Source organism: Kitasatospora sp. NPDC088861 (genome assembly GCF_044750105.1).
Lineage (GTDB): Bacteria > Actinomycetota > Actinomycetes > Streptomycetales > Streptomycetaceae > Kitasatospora.
Genome location: NZ_JBIVJF010000032.1, coordinates 43,700 through 66,020 on the forward strand (window position 1 = coordinate 43,700; position 22,321 = coordinate 66,020).

General features: G+C 74.6%; 17 protein-coding genes. 11 read left to right on the forward strand and 6 right to left on the reverse strand.

Features of this window, described 5'->3' with window-relative positions:
* Window positions 1-9 precede the first annotated feature (9 nt).
* The 5 genes from ACIP37_RS32935 to ACIP37_RS32955 all read left to right on the forward strand — a co-directional run bounded on the left by ACIP37_RS32935 (window position 10) and on the right by ACIP37_RS32955 (window position 6,546).
* Entirely contained in the window at window positions 10-1,311 is a 1,302-nt protein-coding gene (locus ACIP37_RS32935) for an alanine racemase (protein ID WP_363585283.1), read from the forward strand.
* Complete coding sequence (locus tag ACIP37_RS32940; RefSeq protein ID WP_400811841.1) at window positions 1,311-2,930, forward strand: amidohydrolase family protein; 1,620 nt, start codon at window positions 1,311-1,313, stop codon at window positions 2,928-2,930. Before ACIP37_RS32935 ends, ACIP37_RS32940 begins: the two co-directional genes overlap by 1 nt.
* Window positions 2,927-3,568, forward strand: a complete 642-nt coding sequence (locus tag ACIP37_RS32945; RefSeq protein ID WP_208869124.1) for a bifunctional 4-hydroxy-2-oxoglutarate aldolase/2-dehydro-3-deoxy-phosphogluconate aldolase — start codon at window positions 2,927-2,929, stop codon at window positions 3,566-3,568. Before ACIP37_RS32940 ends, ACIP37_RS32945 begins: the two co-directional genes overlap by 4 nt.
* Before the next feature lie 171 nt (window positions 3,569-3,739).
* Window positions 3,740-5,320 carry an alpha-amylase family glycosyl hydrolase gene (locus tag ACIP37_RS32950; protein ID WP_400845006.1) on the forward strand — a complete coding sequence of 527 codons (1,581 nt, stop codon included), beginning with the start codon at window positions 3,740-3,742 and terminating at the stop codon, window positions 5,318-5,320.
* Between the two features lie 173 nt (window positions 5,321-5,493).
* The gene (locus ACIP37_RS32955; RefSeq protein ID WP_363585280.1) at window positions 5,494-6,546 is read left to right on the forward strand and encodes a hypothetical protein; all 1,053 of its coding nucleotides are present in this window, start codon (window positions 5,494-5,496) and stop codon (window positions 6,544-6,546) included.
* 295 nt (window positions 6,547-6,841) lie between these two features.
* On the opposite strand, the gene ACIP37_RS32960 is transcribed toward ACIP37_RS32955, so the two are convergent.
* Complete coding sequence (locus ACIP37_RS32960) at window positions 6,842-8,374, reverse strand: amino acid permease (RefSeq protein ID WP_363585279.1); 1,533 nt, start codon at window positions 8,372-8,374, stop codon at window positions 6,842-6,844.
* A 180-nt stretch (window positions 8,375-8,554) separates the two neighbouring features.
* On the opposite strand from ACIP37_RS32960, the gene ACIP37_RS32965 reads away from it, so the two are divergent.
* The gene (locus ACIP37_RS32965; protein WP_363585278.1) at window positions 8,555-9,322 is read left to right on the forward strand and encodes an FCD domain-containing protein; all 768 of its coding nucleotides are present in this window, start codon (window positions 8,555-8,557) and stop codon (window positions 9,320-9,322) included.
* 96 nt (window positions 9,323-9,418) lie between these two features.
* On the opposite strand, the gene ACIP37_RS32970 is transcribed toward ACIP37_RS32965, so the two are convergent.
* The 4 genes from ACIP37_RS32970 to ACIP37_RS32985 all read right to left on the reverse strand — a co-directional run bounded on the left by ACIP37_RS32970 (window position 9,419) and on the right by ACIP37_RS32985 (window position 15,135).
* Entirely contained in the window at window positions 9,419-10,183 is a 765-nt protein-coding gene (locus ACIP37_RS32970; protein WP_400811847.1) for a (2Fe-2S)-binding protein, read from the reverse strand.
* A 148-nt stretch (window positions 10,184-10,331) separates the two neighbouring features.
* On the reverse strand, window positions 10,332-11,915 hold the full coding sequence (locus ACIP37_RS32975) for a metallophosphoesterase family protein (RefSeq protein ID WP_363585275.1): 1,584 nt from the start codon (window positions 11,913-11,915) through the stop codon (window positions 10,332-10,334).
* Between the two features lie 508 nt (window positions 11,916-12,423).
* The gene (locus ACIP37_RS32980; RefSeq protein WP_400811849.1) at window positions 12,424-14,088 is read right to left on the reverse strand and encodes a peptide-N4-asparagine amidase; all 1,665 of its coding nucleotides are present in this window, start codon (window positions 14,086-14,088) and stop codon (window positions 12,424-12,426) included.
* 144 nt (window positions 14,089-14,232) lie between these two features.
* Entirely contained in the window at window positions 14,233-15,135 is a 903-nt protein-coding gene (locus ACIP37_RS32985) for a LysR family transcriptional regulator (protein WP_363585271.1), read from the reverse strand.
* Window positions 15,136-15,271: 136 nt separating this feature from the next.
* On the opposite strand from ACIP37_RS32985, the gene ACIP37_RS32990 reads away from it, so the two are divergent.
* The gene (locus ACIP37_RS32990; protein WP_363631895.1) at window positions 15,272-16,255 is read left to right on the forward strand and encodes a pseudouridine-5'-phosphate glycosidase; all 984 of its coding nucleotides are present in this window, start codon (window positions 15,272-15,274) and stop codon (window positions 16,253-16,255) included.
* Window positions 16,256-16,258: 3 nt separating this feature from the next.
* The gene (locus ACIP37_RS32995; protein ID WP_363585267.1) at window positions 16,259-17,137 is read left to right on the forward strand and encodes a PfkB family carbohydrate kinase; all 879 of its coding nucleotides are present in this window, start codon (window positions 16,259-16,261) and stop codon (window positions 17,135-17,137) included.
* A gap of 134 nt (window positions 17,138-17,271) precedes the next feature.
* Here ACIP37_RS32995 and polX read toward each other — a convergent pair whose 3' ends face one another.
* Entirely contained in the window at window positions 17,272-19,041 is a 1,770-nt protein-coding gene (gene polX, locus ACIP37_RS33000) for a DNA polymerase/3'-5' exonuclease PolX (RefSeq protein WP_400811852.1), read from the reverse strand.
* A 317-nt stretch (window positions 19,042-19,358) separates the two neighbouring features.
* Between polX and ACIP37_RS33005 the strand changes: the two genes are divergently transcribed.
* The 3 genes from ACIP37_RS33005 (at window position 19,359) to ACIP37_RS33015 (ending at window position 22,273) form a co-directional block, all read left to right on the forward strand.
* A complete protein-coding gene (locus tag ACIP37_RS33005; protein ID WP_363585263.1) occupies window positions 19,359-20,063 on the forward strand; it encodes a hypothetical protein in 705 nt (234 codons plus the stop codon).
* 114 nt (window positions 20,064-20,177) lie between these two features.
* A complete protein-coding gene (locus tag ACIP37_RS33010; RefSeq protein WP_400811854.1) occupies window positions 20,178-20,861 on the forward strand; it encodes an ArsR/SmtB family transcription factor in 684 nt (227 codons plus the stop codon).
* Window positions 20,858-22,273: an MFS transporter gene (locus tag ACIP37_RS33015; RefSeq protein ID WP_363585259.1), complete on the forward strand. Its 1,416-nt coding sequence runs from the start codon at window positions 20,858-20,860 to the stop codon at window positions 22,271-22,273. The genes ACIP37_RS33010 and ACIP37_RS33015 overlap by 4 nt, the downstream gene beginning before the upstream one ends.
* Window positions 22,274-22,321 lie beyond the last annotated feature (48 nt).

The window sequence follows — 22,321 nt, forward strand, 5'->3', positions numbered from 1 at the left end:
AGGAAGACGGTGGAGCAGACCTTCGCAAGCATCGGCACCGGGCCGGGCATCGACGACGGCGCGGTGGCGGCCCTCGCCGACGAGACGCTCGACTGGCGGTTCAAGGCCGCCCCTCCGGAGGCTTGGGGGCACTCCGTCCGCGACTGGCTGGCCACCGGACCCACCCTCACCGGGCTCGGCACCCCGCTGCTCACCCTGGACGGTGCCGCGCTCGACCACAACCTCCGCACCATGGCCGACTGGTGCGCCAAGGCCGGGGTCGCGCTCGTGCCGCACGGCAAGACCACCATGGCGCCCGCCCTGTGGCAGGCGCAGCTCGCCGCCGGCAGCCACGGCATCACCCTCGCCAACCTGCCGCAGGTGCGCGTCGCCCGGGCCTTCGGAGTCGAGCGGATCCTGCTCGCCAACACCCTGCTCGACCCGGCCGGACTGGCCTGGCTCGCCGCCGAACTGGCCGCCGACCCGGCGTTCGCCTTCGTCTCCTGGGTGGACTCCACCGAGAGCGTCCGGCTGATGGACGAGGCGCTGCGCGCCGCCGGGGCCCAGCGGCCCGTCGAGGTCCTGGTCGAACTCGGCGGCCCCGGCGGGCGCACCGGCGCCCGCGGCGTGGACGCGGCCGTCGAGATCGCCGCCGCCGTGCTGCGCGCCCCCACCCTGCGCCTCGCGGGCGTCGGCGGCTACGAGGGCGCGCTCGCCCACGACGCCACCGCCGACGGGCTGGCCACCGTCCGCGACTACCTCAAGGCGCTCGCCGACCTGCACGGCCGACTCGCCCGCGCCTACCCGGACGACGCCCGGCCGATCGTGACGGCCGGCGGCAGCGCCTACTTCGACCTGGTCGTCGAGGAACTGGCAGGCCTGCCGGACGCCCTCGTGGTCCTGCGCTCGGGCGCGTACATCGCCCACGACGACGGCTTCTACCGGGGCATCTCGCCGCTGGTCCGGGGTGCCGGCGCCACGCCGTTCCGCAGCGCGCTGCACGGCTGGGCCCGGGTGGTGTCCCGGCCCGAGCCGCAACTGGCCCTGCTGGACGCCGGCAAGCGCGACCTGCCCTTCGACGAGGGCCTGCCCGAGCCGCAACGCGTGCGCGGCGGCGCAGAGTTGACCGGCACCGCGGCCCGGATCACCGCACTCAACGACCAGCACGCCTTCCTGCGCGACGCGGGCGACCTCGCCCCGATCGGCGCGGTGCTGCGGCTCGGCGTCTCCCACCCGTGCACGGCCTTCGACAAGTGGACCGCGATCCCGGTGCTGGACTCCGCCGACGCGGCCGAGCCGAAGGTCACCGGGCTGGTCAGGACGTTCTTCTGATGGCGGGCGGCAGAGCGCCCGACACCGTCTTCCGGGGCGCCACCGTCGTCGACGGCACCGGCGCGGACCGCTACCGGGCGGACGTGCGGATCGCCGACGGGCTGATCACCGGGATCGGCCACGGCCTCGACGCGCCGACGGTGGTGGACGCCGACGGGCTGGTCCTCGCCCCCGGCTTCATCGACATGCACGCCCACTCCGACCTCGCCCTGCTGCTCGAACCCGAGCACCCGGCCAAGGTCACCCAGGGCGTCACCTGCGAGGTCCTCGGCCAGGACGGCCTGTCCTACGCCCCGGTGGACGACGCCACGCTGCCCGCGCTGCGTCGCCAACTGGCCGGCTGGAACGGCGATCCGGAGGGCTTCGACTGGGACTGGCGCGGCGTCGCGGGCTACCTGGACCGGATCGACCGCACCGGCGTCGCCGTCAACGCCTGCTACCTCGTCCCGCACGGCTCGTTGCGGATGCTCGCCATGGGCTGGGCCAACCGGCCGCCCACCCCGGCCGAACTCGACCGGATGCGCCAGGAGTTGGCGCAGGGCCTGCTGGACGGCGCGGTCGGCATGTCCAGCGGCCTCAGCTACACCCCCGGGATGTACGCGGACACCTCCGAGCTGGTCGAGCTGTGCACCGTGGTAGCGGCCTACGGCGGCTTCCACGCCCCGCACCAACGCTCGTACGGTGAGGGCGCGTTGGAGGGCTACGCGGAAATGGTGGAGATCGCCCGGCGGACCGGCTGCGCGCTGCACCTGACCCACGCCACGATGAACTTCGGCGTCAACCGGGGCCGGGCCGGCGAACTGCTGGAACTGGTCGACCAGGCGCTCGCCGACGGCGTCGACCTCACCCTGGACAGCTACCCCTACCTGCCGGGCTCCACCACCCTGGCCGCCCTGCTTCCCAGTTGGGCCACCGAGGGCGGTCCGGTGGCGACACTCACCCGGCTCGCCGACCCGGCCGCCCGCGAGCGGATCCGGTACGAGGTGGAGGAGAAGGGCAGCGACGGCTGCCACGGCGTCGTCACCGACTGGGCGACGATCCAGATCTCCGGCGTCCGGACGGCCGAGCTGGCGCGGGCGGTCGGCCGGACCGTCGCCGAACTCGCCGCCGAGCGGGGCCGCAGCGGCACGGAGGTCTTCCTCGACCTGCTGCGCCGCGACGAACTGGCCACCACGATCCTCCAGCACGTCGGGCACGAGGAGAACGTCCGGGCGATCATGCGCCACCCGGCGCACACCGTCGGCAGCGACGGACTGCTGGTCGGCGCCCGGCCGCACCCGCGCGCCTGGGGCACCTTCCCCCGCTACCTCGGCCACTACAGCCGGGAGTTGGGCGTGCTGACACTGGAGGAGGCGATCGCCCGGATGACCGGTCGGCCCGCCGCCCGGCTCGGGCTGCACCGGCGCGGCCTGATCGCCCCCGGCCACCACGCCGACCTGGTGCTCCTCGACCCCGAGAAGGTCCGGGACGCCGCCACCTTCGAGCACCCCCGGCTGCCCGCCGAGGGCGTCCAGCACGTGTACGTCAACGGCACCGCCGTCGTCCGGCAGGGCCGCACCACGGGCGCCCGGCCCGGGCGCGCCCTGCGCCGCACCGACCGAGGAACCAGATCCCTGTGAATCCCCCCTCCGTGAACCCCCTCGCCGATCTGCGGGACGACCCGGTGATCGCCGTGGTCCGCGCGCCCCGCATCCCGGACGCGGCCGCGCTGTGCGCCGCGCTCGCCGACGGCGGCATCAACTGGACCGAATTCACCTACACCACACCGGAGGTGACGACGCACCTGCGGCGTGCCGCGGACGCGGGCTGGCGGGTCGGCGTGGGCACCGTGCTGACCGCTGAGCAGGCCGAGCGCGGGGTCGCGAGCGGGGCGTCCTTCCTGGTCACCCCCGGCTGCCGGCCCGAGGTCGCGCAGGCCGCCCGGGCCGCCGGGGTGCCGGTGGTGCTCGGGGCGCTCACCCCGACCGAGGTGGCCCGGGCGGTGGACCTCGGGGCCGCCGCCGTGAAGATCTTCCCGGCCCGGGCGTTCGGCCCCGGCTATTTCAAGGACCTACGCGGCCCGTACCCGGACGTCCCGCTGGTGGCCTCCGGCGGGGTGAACGCGGGCAACGCCGCCGACTTCCTGGCGCACGGCGCGCTCGCGGTCTGCGCGGGCACGGACGTGGTGCCGCCGGACGCGGTCGCGGCGGGGGACTGGGCGGAGATCACCCGGCGGGCCCGGGCGTTCACCGCGGCGTGCGCGGTGGCGCGGGCCTGAGGGGCCGGTGGGCGGCGGGGTGCCGGGGCGGTCGGTCGGCGAGTTGTCGGGACGGCCTCGGCGGGCTGTCGGCGGGCTGTCGGCGCGGCCGGGGATGGGCGAGAATCGTGCTCCCCAGCCCCGGCCCCAGCCCTGGCCCCGGCCCCCGGATCCGGCAGGAGGACCCACCCCATGACCCCGCCCCGCCCCGGCCCCGACTGGCTGGCCGACGCCGTCCTGTACCAGATCTACCCGCAGAGCTTCGCGGACTCCGACGGCGACGGCATCGGCGACTTCGCCGGCATCGCCGCGCACCTCGACCACCTCGCCTGGCTCGGCGTCGACACCGTCTGGCTCAACCCCTGCTTCGCCTCCCCGTTCCGCGACGCCGGTTACGACGTCGCCGACTACCTCGCCCCGGCCCCGCGCTACGGTGCCACCGAGGACCTGGTCGCGCTGGTCGAGGCCGCCCGCCGCAAGGGCATCCGGATCCTGCTCGACCTGGTCGCCGGCCACACCTCCGACCGCCACCCCTGGTTCCTGGCCGCCGCCGAGGACCCGTCCGACCACCGGTACATCTGGTCCGACCAGCGGGTGGACGGCTTCGTCGCCTCGCCCGGTAGCCGCCCCGGCTGGTACCGGCCGAACTTCTTCGACTGCCAGCCCGCGCTCAACTTCGGCTACGCGCGCCCGAGTTCCGAGGAGCCCTGGCGCCAGCCGGTGGACGCCGAGGGCCCGCGCGCCAACCGGGCGGCCCTGCGCGACATCATGGCGCACTGGCTCGGCCTCGGCCTGGCCGGCTTCCGGGTCGACATGGCCTCCTCGCTGGTCAAGGACGACCCGGGCCTGGTGGAGACCGCCAAGTTGTGGACCGGGCTGAGGGACTGGCTGGACCGCGCCCACCCGCAGGCCGCGCTGTTCGCCGAGTGGGGCGATCCGGCGGCCGCCGTCGCGGCGGGCTTCCACGCGGACTTCTTCCTGCAGTTCGGCGGTGCCGACCACGGCCTGGCGTTGCGCTCGCTGTGGAACAACGGCGCCGGCACGGTCGAGGAGTTCTGGCAGCAGGGCCCGTGCTACTTCGAGGCCGAGGGGCGCGGCACCCCGCAGGTGTTCCTGGACGCCTGGCGCGCCGCCGCCGAAGCGGCCGGGGGTGTCGGCCACATCGCCCTGCCCACCGCCAACCACGACTTCTCCCGGCTGGCCACCGGCCCGCGCGCCGACGGGCAACTGGCCGCCGCCTTCGCGTTCCTGCTCACCTGGCCCACCCTGCCGGCCGTCTACTACGGCGACGAGATCGGCATGCGCTACCTGCCCGGACTGCCCGACGTCGAGGGCAGCGTGCTCGGCCCGCGGTACAACCGGGCCGGCTCGCGGACCCCGATGCAGTGGGAGCCCGGGCCGACGGCGGGCTTCTCCAGCGCGTCGCCCGAGCGCCTCTACCTGCCCGTCGACCCGGACCCGCGGCGCCCGGACGTGCTCTCCCAGCGGGCCGATCCGACGTCGCTGCTGCACACCGTCCGGCGGCTGATCGCGCTGCGCCGGGCGCATCCGGGGCTGGGTGCCTCCGGCGGGGTGGAGGTCCGGCACGCCGGGTACCCGCTGGTGTACACCCGGGCCGGACGGTACCTGGTGGCGGTGAATCCGCGCCGGGAGCCGGGGGCGGTGCGGCTGGAGCACGGCGGGGTGCGCCCGCTGGAGGTGCGGGGCGTGCGGGTGGCGGACGGGGAACTGCGGGCGGACGGCTTCTCGTACGGCGTGTTCGAGCTGTCCTGAGCGCTCGGCCGTGTCCCCTGCTGGGGCGGCCGGCTTTCGAACGGCGTCAGATAGTTGTAAGCTACATCCAAGATAGTTGCATTTACCACCTGATGTAGGCGCATTCGACACCCCTCATGGTTGTATTTGCCACCTATCTTGACTCGACGCCACCGGAGGACGGTACGAACGCCATGAGCACATCCCAGACCCCTGCCGCAGCGCCCGCCCTGGGGCACTCGCTCAAGCACCTCGCCCTCCACCTGATCACCCCGCTGCTGATGTGCCTCGGCATGGCGCTCGCCTACCAGGGCGCCTTCCACCAGCCCGAGCCGCACCACCTGAAGGTCGCCGTGGTCGGCACCACCCCGCAGGCGCAGGGCCTGGCACAGGCGATCCAGGCCAAGGCCGGGGCGGCGGTCGACGTCCGCACCCTGCCAGACCGGGCGACCGCCGAGCAGCAGCTGCGCGACCGCGACCTGGTGGGGGCCTTCCTCCCGGATGCCAGGAGCCCCGAACTGCTCGTCGCCAAGGGGAACTCGGACACCTCGGCGGTGGCCGCCACGGCGGTGTTCAGCAACGTCACCGACCGGCAGGGCGTGCCGTTGCACGTCACCGATCTCACCACCCCGGCCGAGGGCGACCCGACCGGCCAGGGCCTGTTCTTCCTGCTGGTCGCGCTGAGCATCGGCTCCTACGCCAGCGTCGCCGTGATCGGCGCGGCCGGCGCCGGGCTGAGCATGCGGATCCGGGCGCTGGTCGGCGTGGCGGTGTCGCTGGTGGTGAGCGTGATCGGGATCGTCACCGCCGGACCGGTCTTCCACGTGGTCGACCACGACCTGGCCGCGGTGTGGGCGCTCGGGTGGCTCTACTCGGCGGGCGTCGTCCTGATCGGCATCGGCCTGCACAGCTTCCTGAAGAGGTGGACCACCCTGGCCCTGATGGTGCTGTTCGTGATGCTGAACTTCACCAGCTCCGGCGGCGTCTTCCGGCCCGAGCTGCAGAACGGCTTCTTCGGCGCGCTGCACGGCTTCTGGACCGGCGCCGGCTTCCTGGAGGGCGCGCGCAGCATCCTGTACTTCGACGGCGGCGCGGGCCTCGGCGGGCACGTCGTGACCCTGGTGGTCTGGCTGCTGCTGGGCGGGGCCGCGCTGGTGGCCGCCGCGCTCTACGAGGGGCGCGGGCGCCGGGCGGTGGAGAGCCCGGTGGAGGCCGAGGGGGAGATGGCGGAGGCGGTCGCGGTCTGACCGCACCGCACGCGAGTGCTTCACCCGCCGCCAAGGGCATCGGCACCGGGTGGGGACCGGCGGCCCGCGCCCGGCTCTGGACAAGCCGGACGCGGGCCGGTTTCGCGGCTCCGGTTCCGTGACTCAAGCTCTGTGGCTCCGGGTTCCGTGGCTCCGGGTTCCGTGGCTCCGGGTTCCGTGGCTCCGGGTTCCGTGGCTCCGGGCTCATGGCTCCGGGCTCATGGCGCGCCTTCGGGGTGCCCGTCGTCCGGGAGGCGGTCGAGGGCGGCGACGGGGATTCCTCCAGGGGTGAGGGTCATCGGGCGTCCCCGGCGGGGGCCGTCGCGTCGCCGGACGGGGCGTCGCCGCGCAGGTGCGGGCGGGCCAGCAGCAGGTAGAGCCCGCCGGCCGCGAGCACCGCCACGGCCGAGAGCAGCACGAGGTAGTCGTCGTACCAGGCGGCGTCCGGGGTGCGGCCCCAGCAGATGTTGACGATCGCGGCGAGCCCGTACACCAGCGCGCCGATGTTCACCGCCAGGCCCCAGCGGCCGAGCCGGAAGTCCCCGCTCGGGCGCCAGCCGCGCAGCCGGGCGCGCAGGGCGGCCAGCACCACCATCTGGAAGGCCAGGTAGATGCCGATGCTGGAGAAGGAGATGATCTTCGTCAGGGCGCCCTCGGAGAGCGCCGAGGCGCCGACGATGATCACGCCCGGCACTGCCGCAGCGAGCAGCAGCGCGTACGGCGGTACCCGCAGGCGGTCCGAGACGGTGGCGAGCAGCCGGCTGCCCGCGATCATCCGGTCCCGGGCGAAGGAGTACGCCAGCCGGCTCGCCGCCGCCTGGAGGCTCAGCACGCAGGACAGGAAGGAGATCAGCACCACGCCGATCACCACCCGGGCGCCGGTGGCGCCGAACGCGTCGTGCAGCACCGAGGCCACCGGGTCCTTGTCGTCGCCGGAGACCACCGCGCCGATGTCCTGGATCGACATCACCAGCGCCAGGCTGACGCCGATCGCCGCCGCGCCGCCGACGTAGAGGGTGCGCCGCATCGACTTGGGGATCTGTCGACCGGGGTTCGGCACCTCCTCGGCGACGTCGCCGCACGCCTCGAAGCCGAAGAAGAGGAAGACCGCGATCAGTCCGGCGGCCAGGAAGGCGTCGGTGTACGAGCCGCCGTCGCCCGCGCCGAAGCGGTCGAAGACCACACCGAGCCCGTGGTAGCGGTGGGTCAGCAGCAGCCAGGCGCCGACCGCCAGGGCGCCCAGCAGCTCGGCGGCGAAGCCGAACACGGCCGCCGCCGACAGCACCTTGGTGCCGCCCAGGTTGATCACGGTGGCGAGCAGCAGCAGGCCGAGCGCGCACCAGACGGTCGTCGCGGTGCTCGGTTCGACGCCCAGCAGCGCGGCCACGTACGGGCCGGCGCCGTAGGAGACCGCGGCGATGGTGGACATCAGCGCCAGCAGGTACACCCAGCCGGTCAGCCAGCCCCAGGTGCGGCCCCAGAGCCGGCGCGACCACGGGTACACCCCGCCCGCCACCGGGAACTGGGCGACCACCTCGCTGAACACCAGTGCCACCAGCAACTGGCCGACCCCGGCGATCAGGAAGCTCCACACCATCGGCGGGCCGGCGGTCGCGAGGGAGGAGGCGAAGAGTGTGTACACGCCGACGACCGGGGAGAGGTAGGTGAAGCCGAGGGAGAAGTTCGCCCAGAGGCTCATGTCGCGTTTGAACTCGGAGGCGTAGCCGAGGGCGGCCAGCCGTGCGGCGTCGGCATCGGCGCCGAGGTCGGGGCCCTGAGGGGGGAGGGGGCCGGTCGGGGAGGTGGCACGTGCGCTGGCATCGGTCATGACCTGCTCCTGCTCTTGGGAACGTGGCGTGACGCGTGAGGGCTTACCGGGGGGTGGTGCTCGGACCGGGATCGCGGGAAAACATACGAGATCGGGTTTCTAGCGGCAAGGGTGCGTGCCCGACCGGGAGGTACCCTGCCGGAAGCACCCAGTCCGACGGTGATCGAGGAGAGGGTCGGCGTGGCGACGATCGGGAGCGCGACCCCGCTGCTCAGCGCCGTCCTCGCGCCGCTGACCGACCTCGGCCGCGCCGATGCCGTGGCCCGCCGGATCACCGAGGCGATCGCCCTCGGCCTGGTCGCCGACGGGGATCAACTGCCCAGCGAGAACGACCTCGCCGACCAGCTCGGCGTCGCCAACGGCACCGTCCGCGAGGCGCTCGCCCTGCTCCGCGAGGCCGACCTGATCGAGACCCGGCGTGGCCGCAACGGCGGCAGCTTCGTCCGCACCCCCGGCGAGGGCCCCGAGCGCCTCCAACTCGCCCGGCTGCGCGACCTCGCCACCGTCGACCTGCGTGACCTCGGCGACGAGGAACTGGCCGTCTCCGGCACCGCCGCCCGGCTCGCCGCCGAACGCGCCCCCGTCGACCTCGCACCCCGGCTCACCCGGCTGGTGCACGACCTGCGCGACGCCGCCGGGCCCGCCGAACAGCGCCGCGCCGACGCCCGTTTCCACATCGAACTCGCCGTCGCCGCCCAGTCCGTGCGCCTCACCCGGCTCGCCGTCCGGCTCCAGGCCGAACTCGGGCCGCTGCTCTGGCTGCCCGCACCGCACGGCCCCGACCAGGAACGGTTCGCCGAGCAGCACCGGGAGATCCTGGTCGCCGTCCTGGCCGGCGACGCGGCCGGGGCCCGGGCCGCCGCCGAGGTGCACACCGTCGCCTGCGTGCACCACCTGGTGCGGGGGCACCTCCAGCTGGCGGACGAACGGCTGACGGCTGACGGCTGACGGGTGACCGGAGGCCCGGTGGTGGGGCGGGCGGCGGTGCCGTCGGCGGCGGCGAACCGGGAGGTGGTCCGGACATGACCTCCACTCCTGGATGTATCAGCCCCGTCTTGGTGCGGGCGGCCGGGTGAAGCAGCAGTCGCCGCAGACCCCGGCGCCCGGCCCCACCCGGTAGTACAGGCAGCAGCTGGTCCGCCGGAAGGCGGCGCCGCGCGGGCCGGTCCGTAGCGTCCCGGTACCGGCCAGTGGCGGGCGCGCGAGCAGCTCCGCCACCAACGCCCTTGCGGGGACCGGTGCGTGGGCGTCCAGGACCCGCAGCGTACCGGCCAGGGCGGAGGCGGCGTTGCCCGACAGCAGCCGGGCGGAGAGCGGGACGGCGGACCGCACCGCCGCCGCCAGCGGCTCCAACTGGCCCACCAGGACAGCCTCGTACAGCTGGTCGGCGAGCGGGAGCGAAGTGGGGAACGGAGCGGGGAGCGGGGGCTCCGGCGGCGTCCAGAGGTCGAGCGGCCCCTGATCCGGGATCCGTACCCAGGCGTGCTCCAGTGTCGGGACCGTACCCAGCAGGACGGCCGCCCCGAGGCCCACCGACCAGAAACGGGCGGCCAGTCCGAGGTGCAGGATCGACGCGGCGACCCGCGGCTCGGCGGTGCCGAGCCGCTGCGCCACCACCCGGATCCGCAGGGCCAGCGGCGCGTCCGGCCCGGCGCCGTACAGCTCGGGCAGCGGCCGGAAGCCCGGGGGCGGCCCCGCGCCGGGCGTGGCGGGGGTGTCGAGCGCGAAGTACGGGCCGACGGCGGCGAGTCGGCCGTAGTCGGGGCGGCCGGTGTTCCCGGTGCCGTCGGCGGGGCGGTCGACGGGCATCGGGCGGGCCTCCAGGGCGTTCAGGCGTTCGGTGCGCTCGGTGCGTTCGGGCGCGCGGAGGAACGGTACCGCGCCTGTCGGGGGGTGAGCGCGCTGCCGGGGCGGTGGCGCCGGTCCGGGCCGGCGCCACCGCCCCGGGCGCCCGGGGTCAGCGTCCCCGGCCGCCGCCGCGGGCGCCGCGCGGGCGGGTGAGGGTGAAGCGGTCGACGGGGACGAGGTCTCCGTACGGGCCGCTGACGGAGTAGTACGTGACGTCGATGGTGGTCCGGCCGCCGCGCTCGCCCGGGTCGACCTCGAAGGCGGCGAAGCCGTACGGGTTTTCGGCGTCCCGGAAGGCGGACCAGGGGGCGTCCTCGATCACGTACTGCGGGGGCCGCTTGCCGGTGGCCGGGTCGACGGCTCCGACGCCGGTGATGACGCGGGCCTTGGCGGGCTCGAAGAAGAGGTGGTTGGAGGGGGCGGAGGTGCCGCCACCGCCGATCACCAGGTGGACGGTGCCCCGGGTGGTGTCGATGGTGGCGGTGTCGGTGGCGACCGGGACGGGGGTGCGGGTGTCGGTCTGCTGCTGGCCGCGGATCGGGTGCGAGCGCTCGTAGTGGTGCTCGTGGCCGCAGACCACCAGGTCGACGCCGTACTTGTCGAACAGCGGCACCCAGGTCTCGCGGATGCCGAGGTCGGCGCCGTTGAACTTGTCGGCGGTGGAGATGACGACCTGGTGCATGCAGACCACGATCCAGTCGATCTCGGGGTTCGCGTTGGCGGCGGCCAACTCCCGCTCCAGCCAGCGCTGCTGGGCGCCTCCGGAGTAGCCGTGGACGTAGGAGTCGCCGGCGTCCTGGTAGGCGACGTCGTCGTTGTTGAGGCTGATGACGCGGACCGCGCCGGCGGTGAACGCGTACCAGAGGCCGTGCAGTTCGTCGTCGGAGCCGGACGGGGGGAGGTCGAAGTAGGCCTGGTAGGCGCCGTAGCCGGTCGGGCCGTTGCCGCGCTCGTTCTCGTGGTTGCCGGCGGCGGGCATCCAGGGGCGGTGGCGGGCGGAGCGGGTGTTGTTCTCGAACCAGTCGGACCAGGTGCGGACCCGGTCGGTGGCGAGGTTGGCGTAGCAGAGGTCCCCGTTGACGAGGTGGAACAGCGGGGCGATCCGCTCGACTCCGGCGGTGGTGTCGCCGGCGGCGGGGCTGCCCAGGTTGTCGTTGGCGTAGCCGTTCGCGGTCTTCTTGCCGAGGGTGGGGGTGCCCTGGTCGCCGAAGCTGGTGAAGGTGAAGGCGGCCCGGCCGCGCGGGGCGGTGCGGACGGTGCCGAGCTCCGGGGTGGCACCGTCGTGGACGGCGGCGTACACGTAGTCCGTGTCGGGGTGCAGGCCGCTCAGCCGGGCGTGGTGGATCTGGACCTCGGTGCCGGACTTGGCGTCCCGGTAGGTGTTGGTGTCGGCCTGCACGCTGCGGCCCAAGCCGCCGTGCGAAGTGCCGTACCGGACACGGGGGTTGCCGACCGAGGCGGTGGTGTGCCAGGAGACCACGACCTCGCGCGAGGCGTCCGAGCCGAACTGGAGGTGCAGCCCGGCGACGCGCGGGGCGCCGGAGCGGTCCGGCCGCTCCAGCAGCAGCGGAGAGGCGGCGGCGGGCGTGGCCGCGATGCCGGAGAGGGAGACGGCGCCGCCGAGACCGAGACCGGTGGCACCGGCCAGGATCCCGCGCCGGCTGACGGGGAGATGTCCACTGGAAGCGTTCATGGCCGCCAGCCTCACCGCGCGTTGGTGAACCGCGCCGGGGCCGTGACGTGAACTTCCCGCCGGGCCGCATCGGCGGCGGACGGGGAGCGCCGGGTCGGCATCGCCGTCCACGCCTGGGGGACGGGCTACCCGGTGCCGCAGTGATGGGTGCCGCAGTGACGGGCGCCGCGGCGATGGGCCCCGCGGTCACAGGCGCCGCAGTGACGGGCCCTGCCGCGACGGACGCGTCCACGGAGCCGAGGGGGCGCTCCGTGGACGCGGGGAACCTACGAGGCGGGGGTGGCCTCCGGACATCGTGTCCTCCGGCCTGGCAGTTCGATCGTCGACCGAGGTAGTGCCAGTGGCAGACCCTGATCCGTCTCGATCTGTCACCACTGCCTCCTGCGGTCGAACTCCTTCAGCTGCCTCGCAGGTCCACCTCCCATCATGCGCTTCCCACGCCGTGTGCACCAGGGGTCAACCGCCCGAAATCGGATGGATTTCGCAAGTCGGGAGATTCGGGGCGGTGTTACGGCTTCGGCCAGCCGTCGACGAAGGCGAGCGTGCGGTGGTACGGCCCGTCGGGCCCGGTGCTGCGGTAGTCCTCGGTGCTGGTGCCGGTGCGGACGGTGGAGTCGCCGTCGTGGCGGCGGGCGGTGGGGCGCAGGGTGTGGTCGACGGTCGAACGCTCGGTGACGTGGCCGCCGGTGGCCGCGGTGGCCTCGCGGTGGTAGCCGAGGTCCATGGCGGTCCGCTGGTCGGTGTTGCCGGCGGCGTCGTGGGTGACGCGGTAGGTGACGTCCAGCGGTTCGCCCTCGCGCACGGTGGTGGTGCGGTGCGGGCCGCCGCCCCAGGTGGCGGTGGTGCGGGTGAGGTCGGTGCGGTTGTGCAGGGTCACGTCGTTGCCGCTGTCGCGCAGCTGCTGGGCGGAGCGGAAGGCGAGGTCGTCGCGGACCTCGGTGGTGATCCGGCCGTGCGAGGTCTGGACCCAGCCGCGGGCGAGGTCGTGCCGGCCTGCGGTGACGGTCCAGTCGCCGCTGCCGCCGCCGTGGTCGGTGAGCCGGGTGTCGACGGCGGCCTCGGGGGCGACCCGGTGGTCGGTGAGCTGCCCGGTGGTGCGGGCGGTGCCGTGGTCGACGTCGGCGAAGAGGTTGACCTGGCCGGTCCAGGTGTCGTTGTTCTGCGCCTCGGTGGCGTTCACCGCGATGCCGATGGTGTGCGGGCGGCCGTCGAGCAGCAGTCCGACGTAGGGGGTGAGGTCGAGCCGGTAGGCGGGCAGGTCGAAGGCGAAGACGCCGGGGACGGGCCGCCAGAGCAGCGGATCCCACCCGCCGGTGTAGATGACGGGGTAGGGCCAGACCGCGCCGGCCGTCCGCCCGTCGACGGTGAGCCGCAGTTCGCGGAACGGGCCCTTGCCGCAGGAGCCGAGGCCGGGGTTGGCGCTGACGAAGGCGTCGGGCGCGGAGGCGTAGGCGAACTCCTCGCAGGCGCCGCCGCCCCGGGTGTAGACCTCGGCGGTGAGGCGTTCGAGGTTCTGCGGGAAGGTGAGCTCGCGGGTGGCGGCGGGGGCGGCCTGGGTGAGCGCGAACGGCCCGGTGGTGAGCAGGCGGTCGGCGGCGCGGGCGGCGGGCCGGCGGTCGTCCGCGGTGTAGAAGGTGACACTGGCGCTGATGGTGAAGACGCCGGTGTAGGTGGCGTCGGTGACGTTGGCGAGGTCGAGGGAGAACGGCTGCGGGCCGGCGGCGAACAGCGGGGCGTAGCGGGTGAGATCGCGTTCGAGCTTCCATTCGATGCCGTCCTTGGACGGCTCGGGGGTGGAGGAGAGCAGCACCTGGACGCCGCCGACGCGGGCGCTGAAGATGCGGTCGAACTGCCGCCCGGCGACCTGCCCGTGGAGGTCCAGGACCACCGCCGACCAGGGCCCGGCGCAGTCGGCGGGCGGGGTGAGGGTGGTGGTGTACGGGGTGTCGGGCGGGTTGCCGTACCCGTTGCGGAACTGCTGGTCGTGCATCACCTCGACGGTGCAGGAGCGGGTGTCGGGGCGGGTGAGCGGCCGGGTGGCGGTGACCGGGTCGTGGTAGTCGGTGCCGAAGTCGGCGTGGGCGGGGGCGGCGGCGGTGAGGGTGCCGGCGAGGGTCAGGGCGGCGGCGCCGAGGAGGCGGGCGGCGCGGCGAAGCAGCGGGCGGACGGCCAAGGCTGGTCCCCAGGGGTCGGGCGGCCGGCGGGCGCTGCCGCGGGCCGGGTGGGCGGTCCGGGCATCCTTTCGGCGGTGGCATGCCAGCGTCAAGGATTCGCCGGGGGCGCTTCGGGTGCCCGGCGTCGCGGGCCCGGCAAAGCCCTAGTCGACCTCCAGGGCCGCCGCCTCCTGGCGGATCAGGTCGCGCAGGGTGGCCAGCCGGGGCCGGCGGTCGTCCAGCCGCCACTGCATCTCCAGCGGCAGGGTGGCCCGGCCGTCCAGCCGGACGGTGGCCACGTCCTCGGTGAGGTGGCCGGTCATCGAGCCGGGCACCAGCGAGAACGCGCGGTTGCGGGCGAGCAGGTAGAGCCGGGAGCCGACGATCCGCGGCGGGCTGACCAGGACCGGCGGGTCGACGCCGTGGTCCGCGCACAGGCCGAGCACGTGGTCGTAGTAGCGCGGGTGCTGCTCGCGCGGCCACAGCAGCAGCGGCAGGTCGCGCAGTTCGCCGAGGCGCACGCTCGTCCGGCCGGCCAGCGGGTGGTCCCGGCCGAGGGCGACCCGCACCGGCTCGTCGGCGATCCGCTCCAGCCGGTAGCCGGCCACCTCGTCGAGGAAGCGGCCGAGGCCGATGTCGGCGAGTTCGGCGGCCAGCGCGGTGGAGACCTGGCCGGTGTCGACGGCGACCTCGGCGGTGGTGAGCGCGGGCAGTTCCTGTTCGGCGCGGCTGACCACGGCGGGCAGCAGCCGGTTCACCACACTGGGGGAGGCGACGATCCGGGCCGTCCCCAGCCGGGACTCCTCGTGCAGCCGCACCCGGGCCAGCAGCGTCTCGGCCTGCCCGAGCAGCCGGGCGCTCTCGGCGGCCATCACCTCGCCGGCCTCGGTCATCGCCACCGAGCGGCGGCTGCGGTCGAACAGCTCGACACCGACGGTCCGCTCCAGCCGGGCGACCTCCTGGCTGACCGTCGGCTGGGAGATGTGCAGCCGTTCGGCGGCCCGTCCGAAGTGCAGTGTTTCGGCGACGGTGAGGAAGACCTCAAGTTGACGCAAGGTGAAGCCCATGGCCCAAGCCTAAGCCAACCCATAGGTCCGAGCCTATGGAAAGCCCCAGGACTCATTCTGGATTCCGATGCGAACCGTCCATACGCTGAGCGACACGTTGCCCCACCGCAGTGGCATCTCACAGAGAGATCCGACCATGACCGGACTGCCCCCCAGCACCCCCGAAGCCGTCGGCTCCGCGCCGGCCACCCGTTCCGCGCGGGCCATCCGCGTCTCCGAGGAGGTCGCGCAGGCCGTGGCCGACGGCCGGCCCGTGGTCGCGCTGGAATCGACCATCTTCACCCACGGCCTGCCGCGCCCCCGCAACCTGGCCGTCGCGCTGGAGGCCGAGCGACAGCTGCGCGAGGCGGGCGTCGTCCCGGCGACCATCGGCGTGCACGCGGGCGTGCCCACGGTCGGTCTGAGCACCGAGCAGATCACCGAACTGTCCGCGACGGACGGCCTGGACAAGGTGAGCCTGCGCGACCTGCCGGTGGTCGCCGCGCTCGGCCGCCACGGCGGCACCACCGTCGCGGCCACCGCCTTCCTCGCCCACCGGGCGGGCATCCGGGTGTTCTCCACCGGCGGCCTCGGCGGCGTCCACTTCGGCGCCTCCGAGAGCTTCGACGAGTCGGCCGACATGACCACCCTGGCCGCCACGCCGGTCACCGTGATCAGCGCGGGCGTGAAGTCGATCCTCGACATCCGGGCCACCCTGGAGCGCTTCGAGACCTTCAACATCCCGGTCATCGGCTACCGCACCCGCAAGTACCCCGGCTTCTACGTCACCGACTCCGGCCACGAGATCAACTTCAGCGTCGAGTCGCCCGAGGAGGCCGCGCGGCTCATCGAGGCCCGCGACCGCCTCGCCCTGCCGCAGGCCGTCCTGATCGCCAACCCGGTGGACCCCGCCAAGCAGCTGCCGCCGGAGGAACTCGACGGCATCCTGGCCCGCGCCTGGGCCGAGGCCGAGCGCCAGGGCGTCACCGGCAACGCCTCCACGCCGTTCCTGCTCGACCACATCCAGCGCGACACCCAGGGCCGCAGCCTGGAGGTCAACGTCGAGGTCTACCGGGGCAACGTCCGGCTCGGCGGCCAGATCGCGACCGCGCTGGCGGCCGCCGCCCGCAGCGGGGCCTGACCCGTGCTGGGGGTGCTCGGCGACCTCGTCGAGGACATCGTCGTCTGGGTCGACGGCCCGCTGCGGCACGGCACCGACTCCAGCGCCCAGGTCTTCCGGCGGCGCGGCGGCAGCGCGGCGAACGTCGCGAGCTTCGCCGCCGGTCAGTACCCGGCCCGGTTCATCGGCTGCGTCGGCGCCGACCCGGTCGGGGACGGCGTCGTCGCCGAGCTGACCGGGCACGGCGTGGACGTACGGGTCGCCCGGCGCGGCCAGACCGGCAGCATCGTGGTCCTGATCGACCAGACCGGCGAACGGACCATGCTGCCCGACCGCGGCGCGGCCAAGCTGCTGGACCGGGTGCCGGACGAGTGGCTGGCCGGCCTGACCCACCTGCACGTGCCCGCCTACTCCTTCGACGGCGATCCGGTCGGCCGCTCCGCGGTGGACGCGTTGGCGCGGGTCCGACGGGCGGGTGGCACCACCTCGGTGGACGCCTCCTCGACCGGCATGCTGGAGCAGTACGGGCGGGAGCGCTTCCTCGCCCTGCTGGCCGAGTTGGCGCCGACCTTCGTGTTCGCCAACCGGTCCGAGGCGGAGTACCTGGGCCTGCTGGTGGGCGGGCTGCCGGGGCCGGAGCGGGCCCGGCTGGCGGCCACCACCGTGGTCACCAAGGCGGGCGCCGAGGCGACCACCGTCGACGTGCCCGGGGACGCGCCGTTCACGGTGCCCGTGCCGCCGGTGAGCGAGGTGCGCGACCTCACCGGCGCCGGGGACGCCTTCGCGGCGGGATTCCTGGCCGGCTTCCTGGAGGCCGGCGACCTGCACCTGGCCGCCGGCCTCGGGCACCGCAGCGCGGCCCGGGTGCTGGCCACGCCGGGGGCCTCGTTCGCGGAGCGGTGACCTCGGGGAGGCGTCGGGGTGGGCTCGGGACCGCGTCGGGGCGGCGGCGGGGTGGGCTCGGGGCGGTGTCGAGCTGACCATAGGGTGGGCGGCCCTGTGCCCGGGGGCCGCCCACCGGGTGCCCGGCGGCCCGCTCAGCGCAGCGCGTCCTTGCGGAGGAAACGCTTCAGCCGCTGCCAGGGCCAGGTGTTGATCACGTCCTCGGCGGTGAGCCAGCCGCGCTGCGCCGTACCGATGCCGAAGCGCGGGTAGGCGAGCTGCCCGGTGGCGTGGGCGTCGCTGTCGATCGCGAAGCGGACGCCGTGCCGCTTCGCCCGCAGGATGTCCTCGTCACGCAGGTCGAGCCGCTGCGGGGAACTGTTGATCTCGATCGCGGTGCCGGTGCGCGCGGCGGCCACGAACACCGCGTCCAGGTCGACGTCGATCGGGCCGCGGCGGCCGATCCTCCGGGTGGTGAGGTGGCCGATGACGTGCACGTGCGGATTCTCGCAGGCGCGGATCAGCCGGCGGGTCTGGGCGGCCCGGTCGGCGGTGAAGTGCGAGTGCACGGAGGCCACGCAGACGTCGAAGCCGGCCAGGAACCCGGGCGGCCAGTCCACCCCGCCGTCCGGGCCGATGTTCAGCTCGGTGCCGTGCAGGAGTCGCAGCTTCCGGTGGCGGTCGGCGAGTCGGCGCAGCCGCTCGCGCTGGGCGAGCATCTTCTCGTCCGTCATCCGCTGCATCACCAGGTCCGGTGCGTGGTCGGTGACGGCGTAGTAGGAGTAGCCGCGGGCGGCCGCGGTGTCGATCATCTCCTCCAGGGTGGCCAGGCCGTCGGTCAGGTCGGTGTGCGTGTGCAGGTCGCCGCGAAGGTCCGACTCCTGGACCAGATCCGGGAGTTCACCGCGCAGGGCGGCCTCGATCTCGCCCCGGTCCTCGCGCAGCGGCGGCGCGATCCACGGCAGGCCGAGTGCCGCGTACACCTCGTCCTCGGTCGCGGACGCCACCTTGGCGCCGTCCGCGCCCTCGCCGTCCGTTTCCTCGCCGTCCGCTCCCTCGGCGGCGGTCGGGAACAGGCCGTACTCCGAGAGCTTCAGCCCGGCCCGGACGGCCATCGTGCGCAGCCTGATGTTGTGCGCCTTCGATCCGGTGAAGTAGACGAGTGCCGCGCCCCAGTCCTCCTCCGGGACGACCCGCAGGTCCACCTGCACGCCCCCGGTGGTGCGCACCGAGGTCTTGGTCGGACCGCTCGCGATCACCTCGGTCACGTACGGGAGTCCGGTGAGCGCGGCCATCAGCGGGGCGGAGTCGGCGGCCGTCGCCAGCACGTCGACGTCGCCGACCGTCTCGCGCATCCGGCGCAGCGACCCCGCGCACGCGCAGCGGGTGCAGCCGGGCACGGCGGACAGCGCGGCGACGAGCTGCTCGGCCAGTTCGGTGGCCGCGTCGAGCAGCGTGCGGCCGCCGGAGCGCCGCAGCAACTCGATGCCGTGCAGGATCTTCTCGCCGCTGCGCTCGCCGAAGCCCGCCACGCCGGACAGCCGGTCGGAGCGGACCGCCTCGGCCAGGTCGTCGACGGAGGCGATGCCCAGGTCGCGGTAGAGGGCGAGGGCGCGCTTGGGGCCGACGCCGGGCACGGCCGTCATCTCCCGGACCCCGGACGGGACTTCGACGCGAAGGGCCTCCAGGGCGGTGATCCGCCCGGTGGTGAGGTACTCGGCGACCTTCTCGGCGGTGGACTTCCCGACGCCGGGGATCTGCTGCAGGCCCTTGGCGTCCAGGCCGGCGACGTCCTCGGAGTGGCCGCCCACCGCGCGGGCGGCCTTCTCGTAGGCCCGCGCCCGGAAGGCGTCCCCGCCGGTGATGTTGATCAGGTCGGCGTACTCCTGGAGCAGCTCCCGCACCTGGTCGTTGAGCCGGGGCATGGGGCCAGTCTAGGGGGGTCTCCGGGCTCCGGCCCGGGCGGCGGACCTCCGGGCGGGCGAAGGGAGTTCGTGAGGCCCGGCCCGGGGTCGGCGGCGCCGCGTCGCGGGCCCGCGGCGGGCCGGAGCCCGGGCCTGCCCCGCCGGTCGGCGGGTGTGGCACCGGCCGACCGGCGGGGGTGGTGCCCGGTTCGCGTCCCGGAGCCGGATTGTCACCCGAACGAGTGAGGTGCAGGCTGACAGCAGGGCCTGGGAAGCGGCCCGCGCCGGTCGGCCGCGGTACTGATGACGGCCGCCGGCGATGCGCGAGGGGCAGGGCGATGGCAAGCGGGAAGCTCTGGGGCTATGTCGCATCGGGGGCCAGGGCACTCGGCGCCCTCGGCGGGCCGGGTGGCCCCGGCCGTACGGGCGGGCCCGGCGGCGTGGTGGCGGGCGAGGAACCGGGACCGTTCCGACCGGGCGAGATGGCCGGGCCCCGGGAGCTGTCCCGGCCGGAACTGGAGCGCGTCGAGTGGACCGGCCGGCAGGCCGGCTGCGAGCCGCAGGCACGGCACGTCCAGGTGGCCGAGGTGGTCCGCAAGGTGGTGCGCGGCGGCGGCCGGGCGGCGGCGGTGACGACCCGGCTGGCGCCGGGGCTGCCGGTGGTGGCCGCGGACGCCCGGCGGCTGGAGGCCGCGCTCGCCGGCCTGGTCGACCACGCGATCCGGCGCAACCCGCCCGGCGGGCGGGTGTTGGTCCGCGCCGAGGTGGCGGGCGGGCCGGGCCCGGCCGCGACGGCCCTGCGGGCGGCCGGGTTGAGCGGGGCGGCGCGACCGCGCGGGCGGGTGGAGATCCGGGTGGCCGACCGGGGGTCGTCCGAGCTGCCCGGGGCGCGGGAGTGGCTGCTCGCGGGCGCCCGCGCCGACGGGCCGGTCGGGCCCGCCGTGCACAGCCTGGTGCTGGCGGCGGGCGGGCGGCTGGCGGTGGAGGCCACGCCGGGCGGCGGGCTGACGGTGGTGCTGCTGCTGGTGGTCGCGCACGACTGACGGAAGGCCGGCGGACGGTCGGCGTGCGGCCCTTCGCGACCCTCTTGCTCACCGCAAAGACATCTTCGCAAAAAACCCTTTGCAAAGATGTCTTTGCGGTTCTACGCTCCTGCCATGACCGATGAACGCGGCTGGATGCACAGCGATGACCCCCACATCGTCCTCACGGCCAAGGGCATGCGGGCGATGGCCCACCCCGTGCGCATGCAGCTGGTCGGGCTGCTGCGCAAGCACGGCCCCTCCACGGCGACCAGGCTCGCCGAGCAGCTGGGGCTCAACTCCGGGGCGACCAGCTACCACCTCCGCCAGCTCGCTGCCGCGGGCTTCGTCGAGGAGGATCCCGAGCGCGGAAACGCCCGTGAGCGGTGGTGGCGTTCGGCCCACAAGTTCACCGTCTGGACGGGTGACGACATGGCCGACGAGGAGCCCGACACGGCCGTCGGCTTCCTCCGGTCCGTCCTCATCGCCCACGCCCTGACCGCACAGCGGTCGGTCGACGCCTTCGAGACGATGCCGCGGGAGTGGCGCAAGGCGGTCGGCCTCAGCGACGTGCTGTTGCAGCTCACCCCCGAGGAGGCCGGGCAACTGGCCGCTGATCTGTCCGCGGTGGTGCGGCGCTACCGCGCGCTGGACGCGGAGGGGCCGGCCCCGGAGGGCACCGAGCGGGTCTCCGTGGTCGTGCACGTGCTGCCCGACGCGAGCGTCGGCACCGGCGCTGGTACCGACAGTGATACCGACACCGGCGCTGGTGCCGACAGTGACACCGACACCGACACCGGTGAGGCGGGGTCCCGATGACCACCGTCGCCGACGCGCCCGCGCGTAGCCTCCGACCGCTGGTCGGGGTGCTCTCCGCGATGGCCGTCTCCATCACCGGGACGCGTGTCTCGGCCATCGCCCTGCCCTGGTTCGTCCTGGCCACCACCGGCAGCGCCACCATGACGGGCCTGGTCGCCTTCGCCGAGATGGCGCCGTACGTGCTGGTCAAGGCGCTGACCGGGCCGCTGGTCGATCGGCTCGGGCCGCGGGTGGTGTCCTGGACGACGGACTTGGTGAGCGCCGTCGCGGCCGGGCTGGTCCCGCTGCTGCACGCCTTGGGGCTGCTGCCGTTCGGGGTGCTGCTGGCGATGGTCGCGGTGATCGGCGCGATGCGCGGCCCGGGGGATCTGGCCAAGTCGGTCATGGTCCCGGAGGCCGCCGACCGCGCCCGGGTGCCGATGGAGCGCGCCACCGGTCTCTCCGGCGTCACCGAACGGCTGGCTTCCACGGTCGGCCCGGCGGTCGGTGGCGGGCTGGTCGCGCTGATGGGCCCGCTGGCCGGGCTGGCGCTCAACGCCGCCACCTTCGCCCTGGGGTCCCTCGTCATCGCCTTCGCCCTGCCGCGCGGGATGGGGCGCGCGGCGGCCCTGGCATCCGCCGGCGAGCAGGCCGCCGGGGCCGAGTCCGAGTCCAAGTCCGGGGCCGAACCGGTGGGTTACTGGCGGATGTTCCGCGAGGGCTTCACCTTCCTGCGCTCCGATCCGCTGCTGCTCACCGTGACGGTGCTGGTCGGCATCACCAACCTGCTCGACGCCGGGTTCATCACGGTCCTCCTCCCGGTTTGGGCGCGGGAGTCGGGGAACGGCCCGGCCGCCATCGGCCTGACCGGCACCGCCGGGGGAATCACGGCGGTCGTCGGCAGCCTGATCGCGGCGGCCGTCGCCCACCGGCTGCCCCGCCGGACGGTGTTCTTCGCCGGCTTCCTGCTCGTCGGGGCCCCGCGCTTCCTGGTGCTCGCGTGCGGCGCGCCGCTGTGGGTGGTGCTCACGGTCTTCGCGGTCGGCGGCTTCGGCGGCGGTTTCCTCAACCCGATCCTCGGCGCGGTGCTCTTCGAGCGGGTGCCCCGCCACCTGCTCGGCCGCGTCCACGCCCTCGGCGACTCCCTCGCCTGGGCCGGTATCCCGCTCGGCGGCCTGCTGGCCGGCGCAGCGGTCGGCCTCGTCGGGCTGATACCCACCCTGGTCGCGGGCGGCGCCCTCTACTTCGCCTCCACGAACCTGGCCGGGTTGCGGCCGGAGTGGCGTGAGATGGACCGCCGGCGCGGCCGGACGGGCACTGCCGACGAGGCGAGGCCCGAGCCGGGGACAGGGCCCGAGCCCGAGCCGGGGACAGGGCCTGAGCCGGCGACGGAGCCCGAGCTCGCGCCCGCGTCGGTCCCGGCGCGCCCGTAGGCCTGTCGCACAGGGGCGGCGAGGCGAGCGTGCGGCCGGAACCAGTCG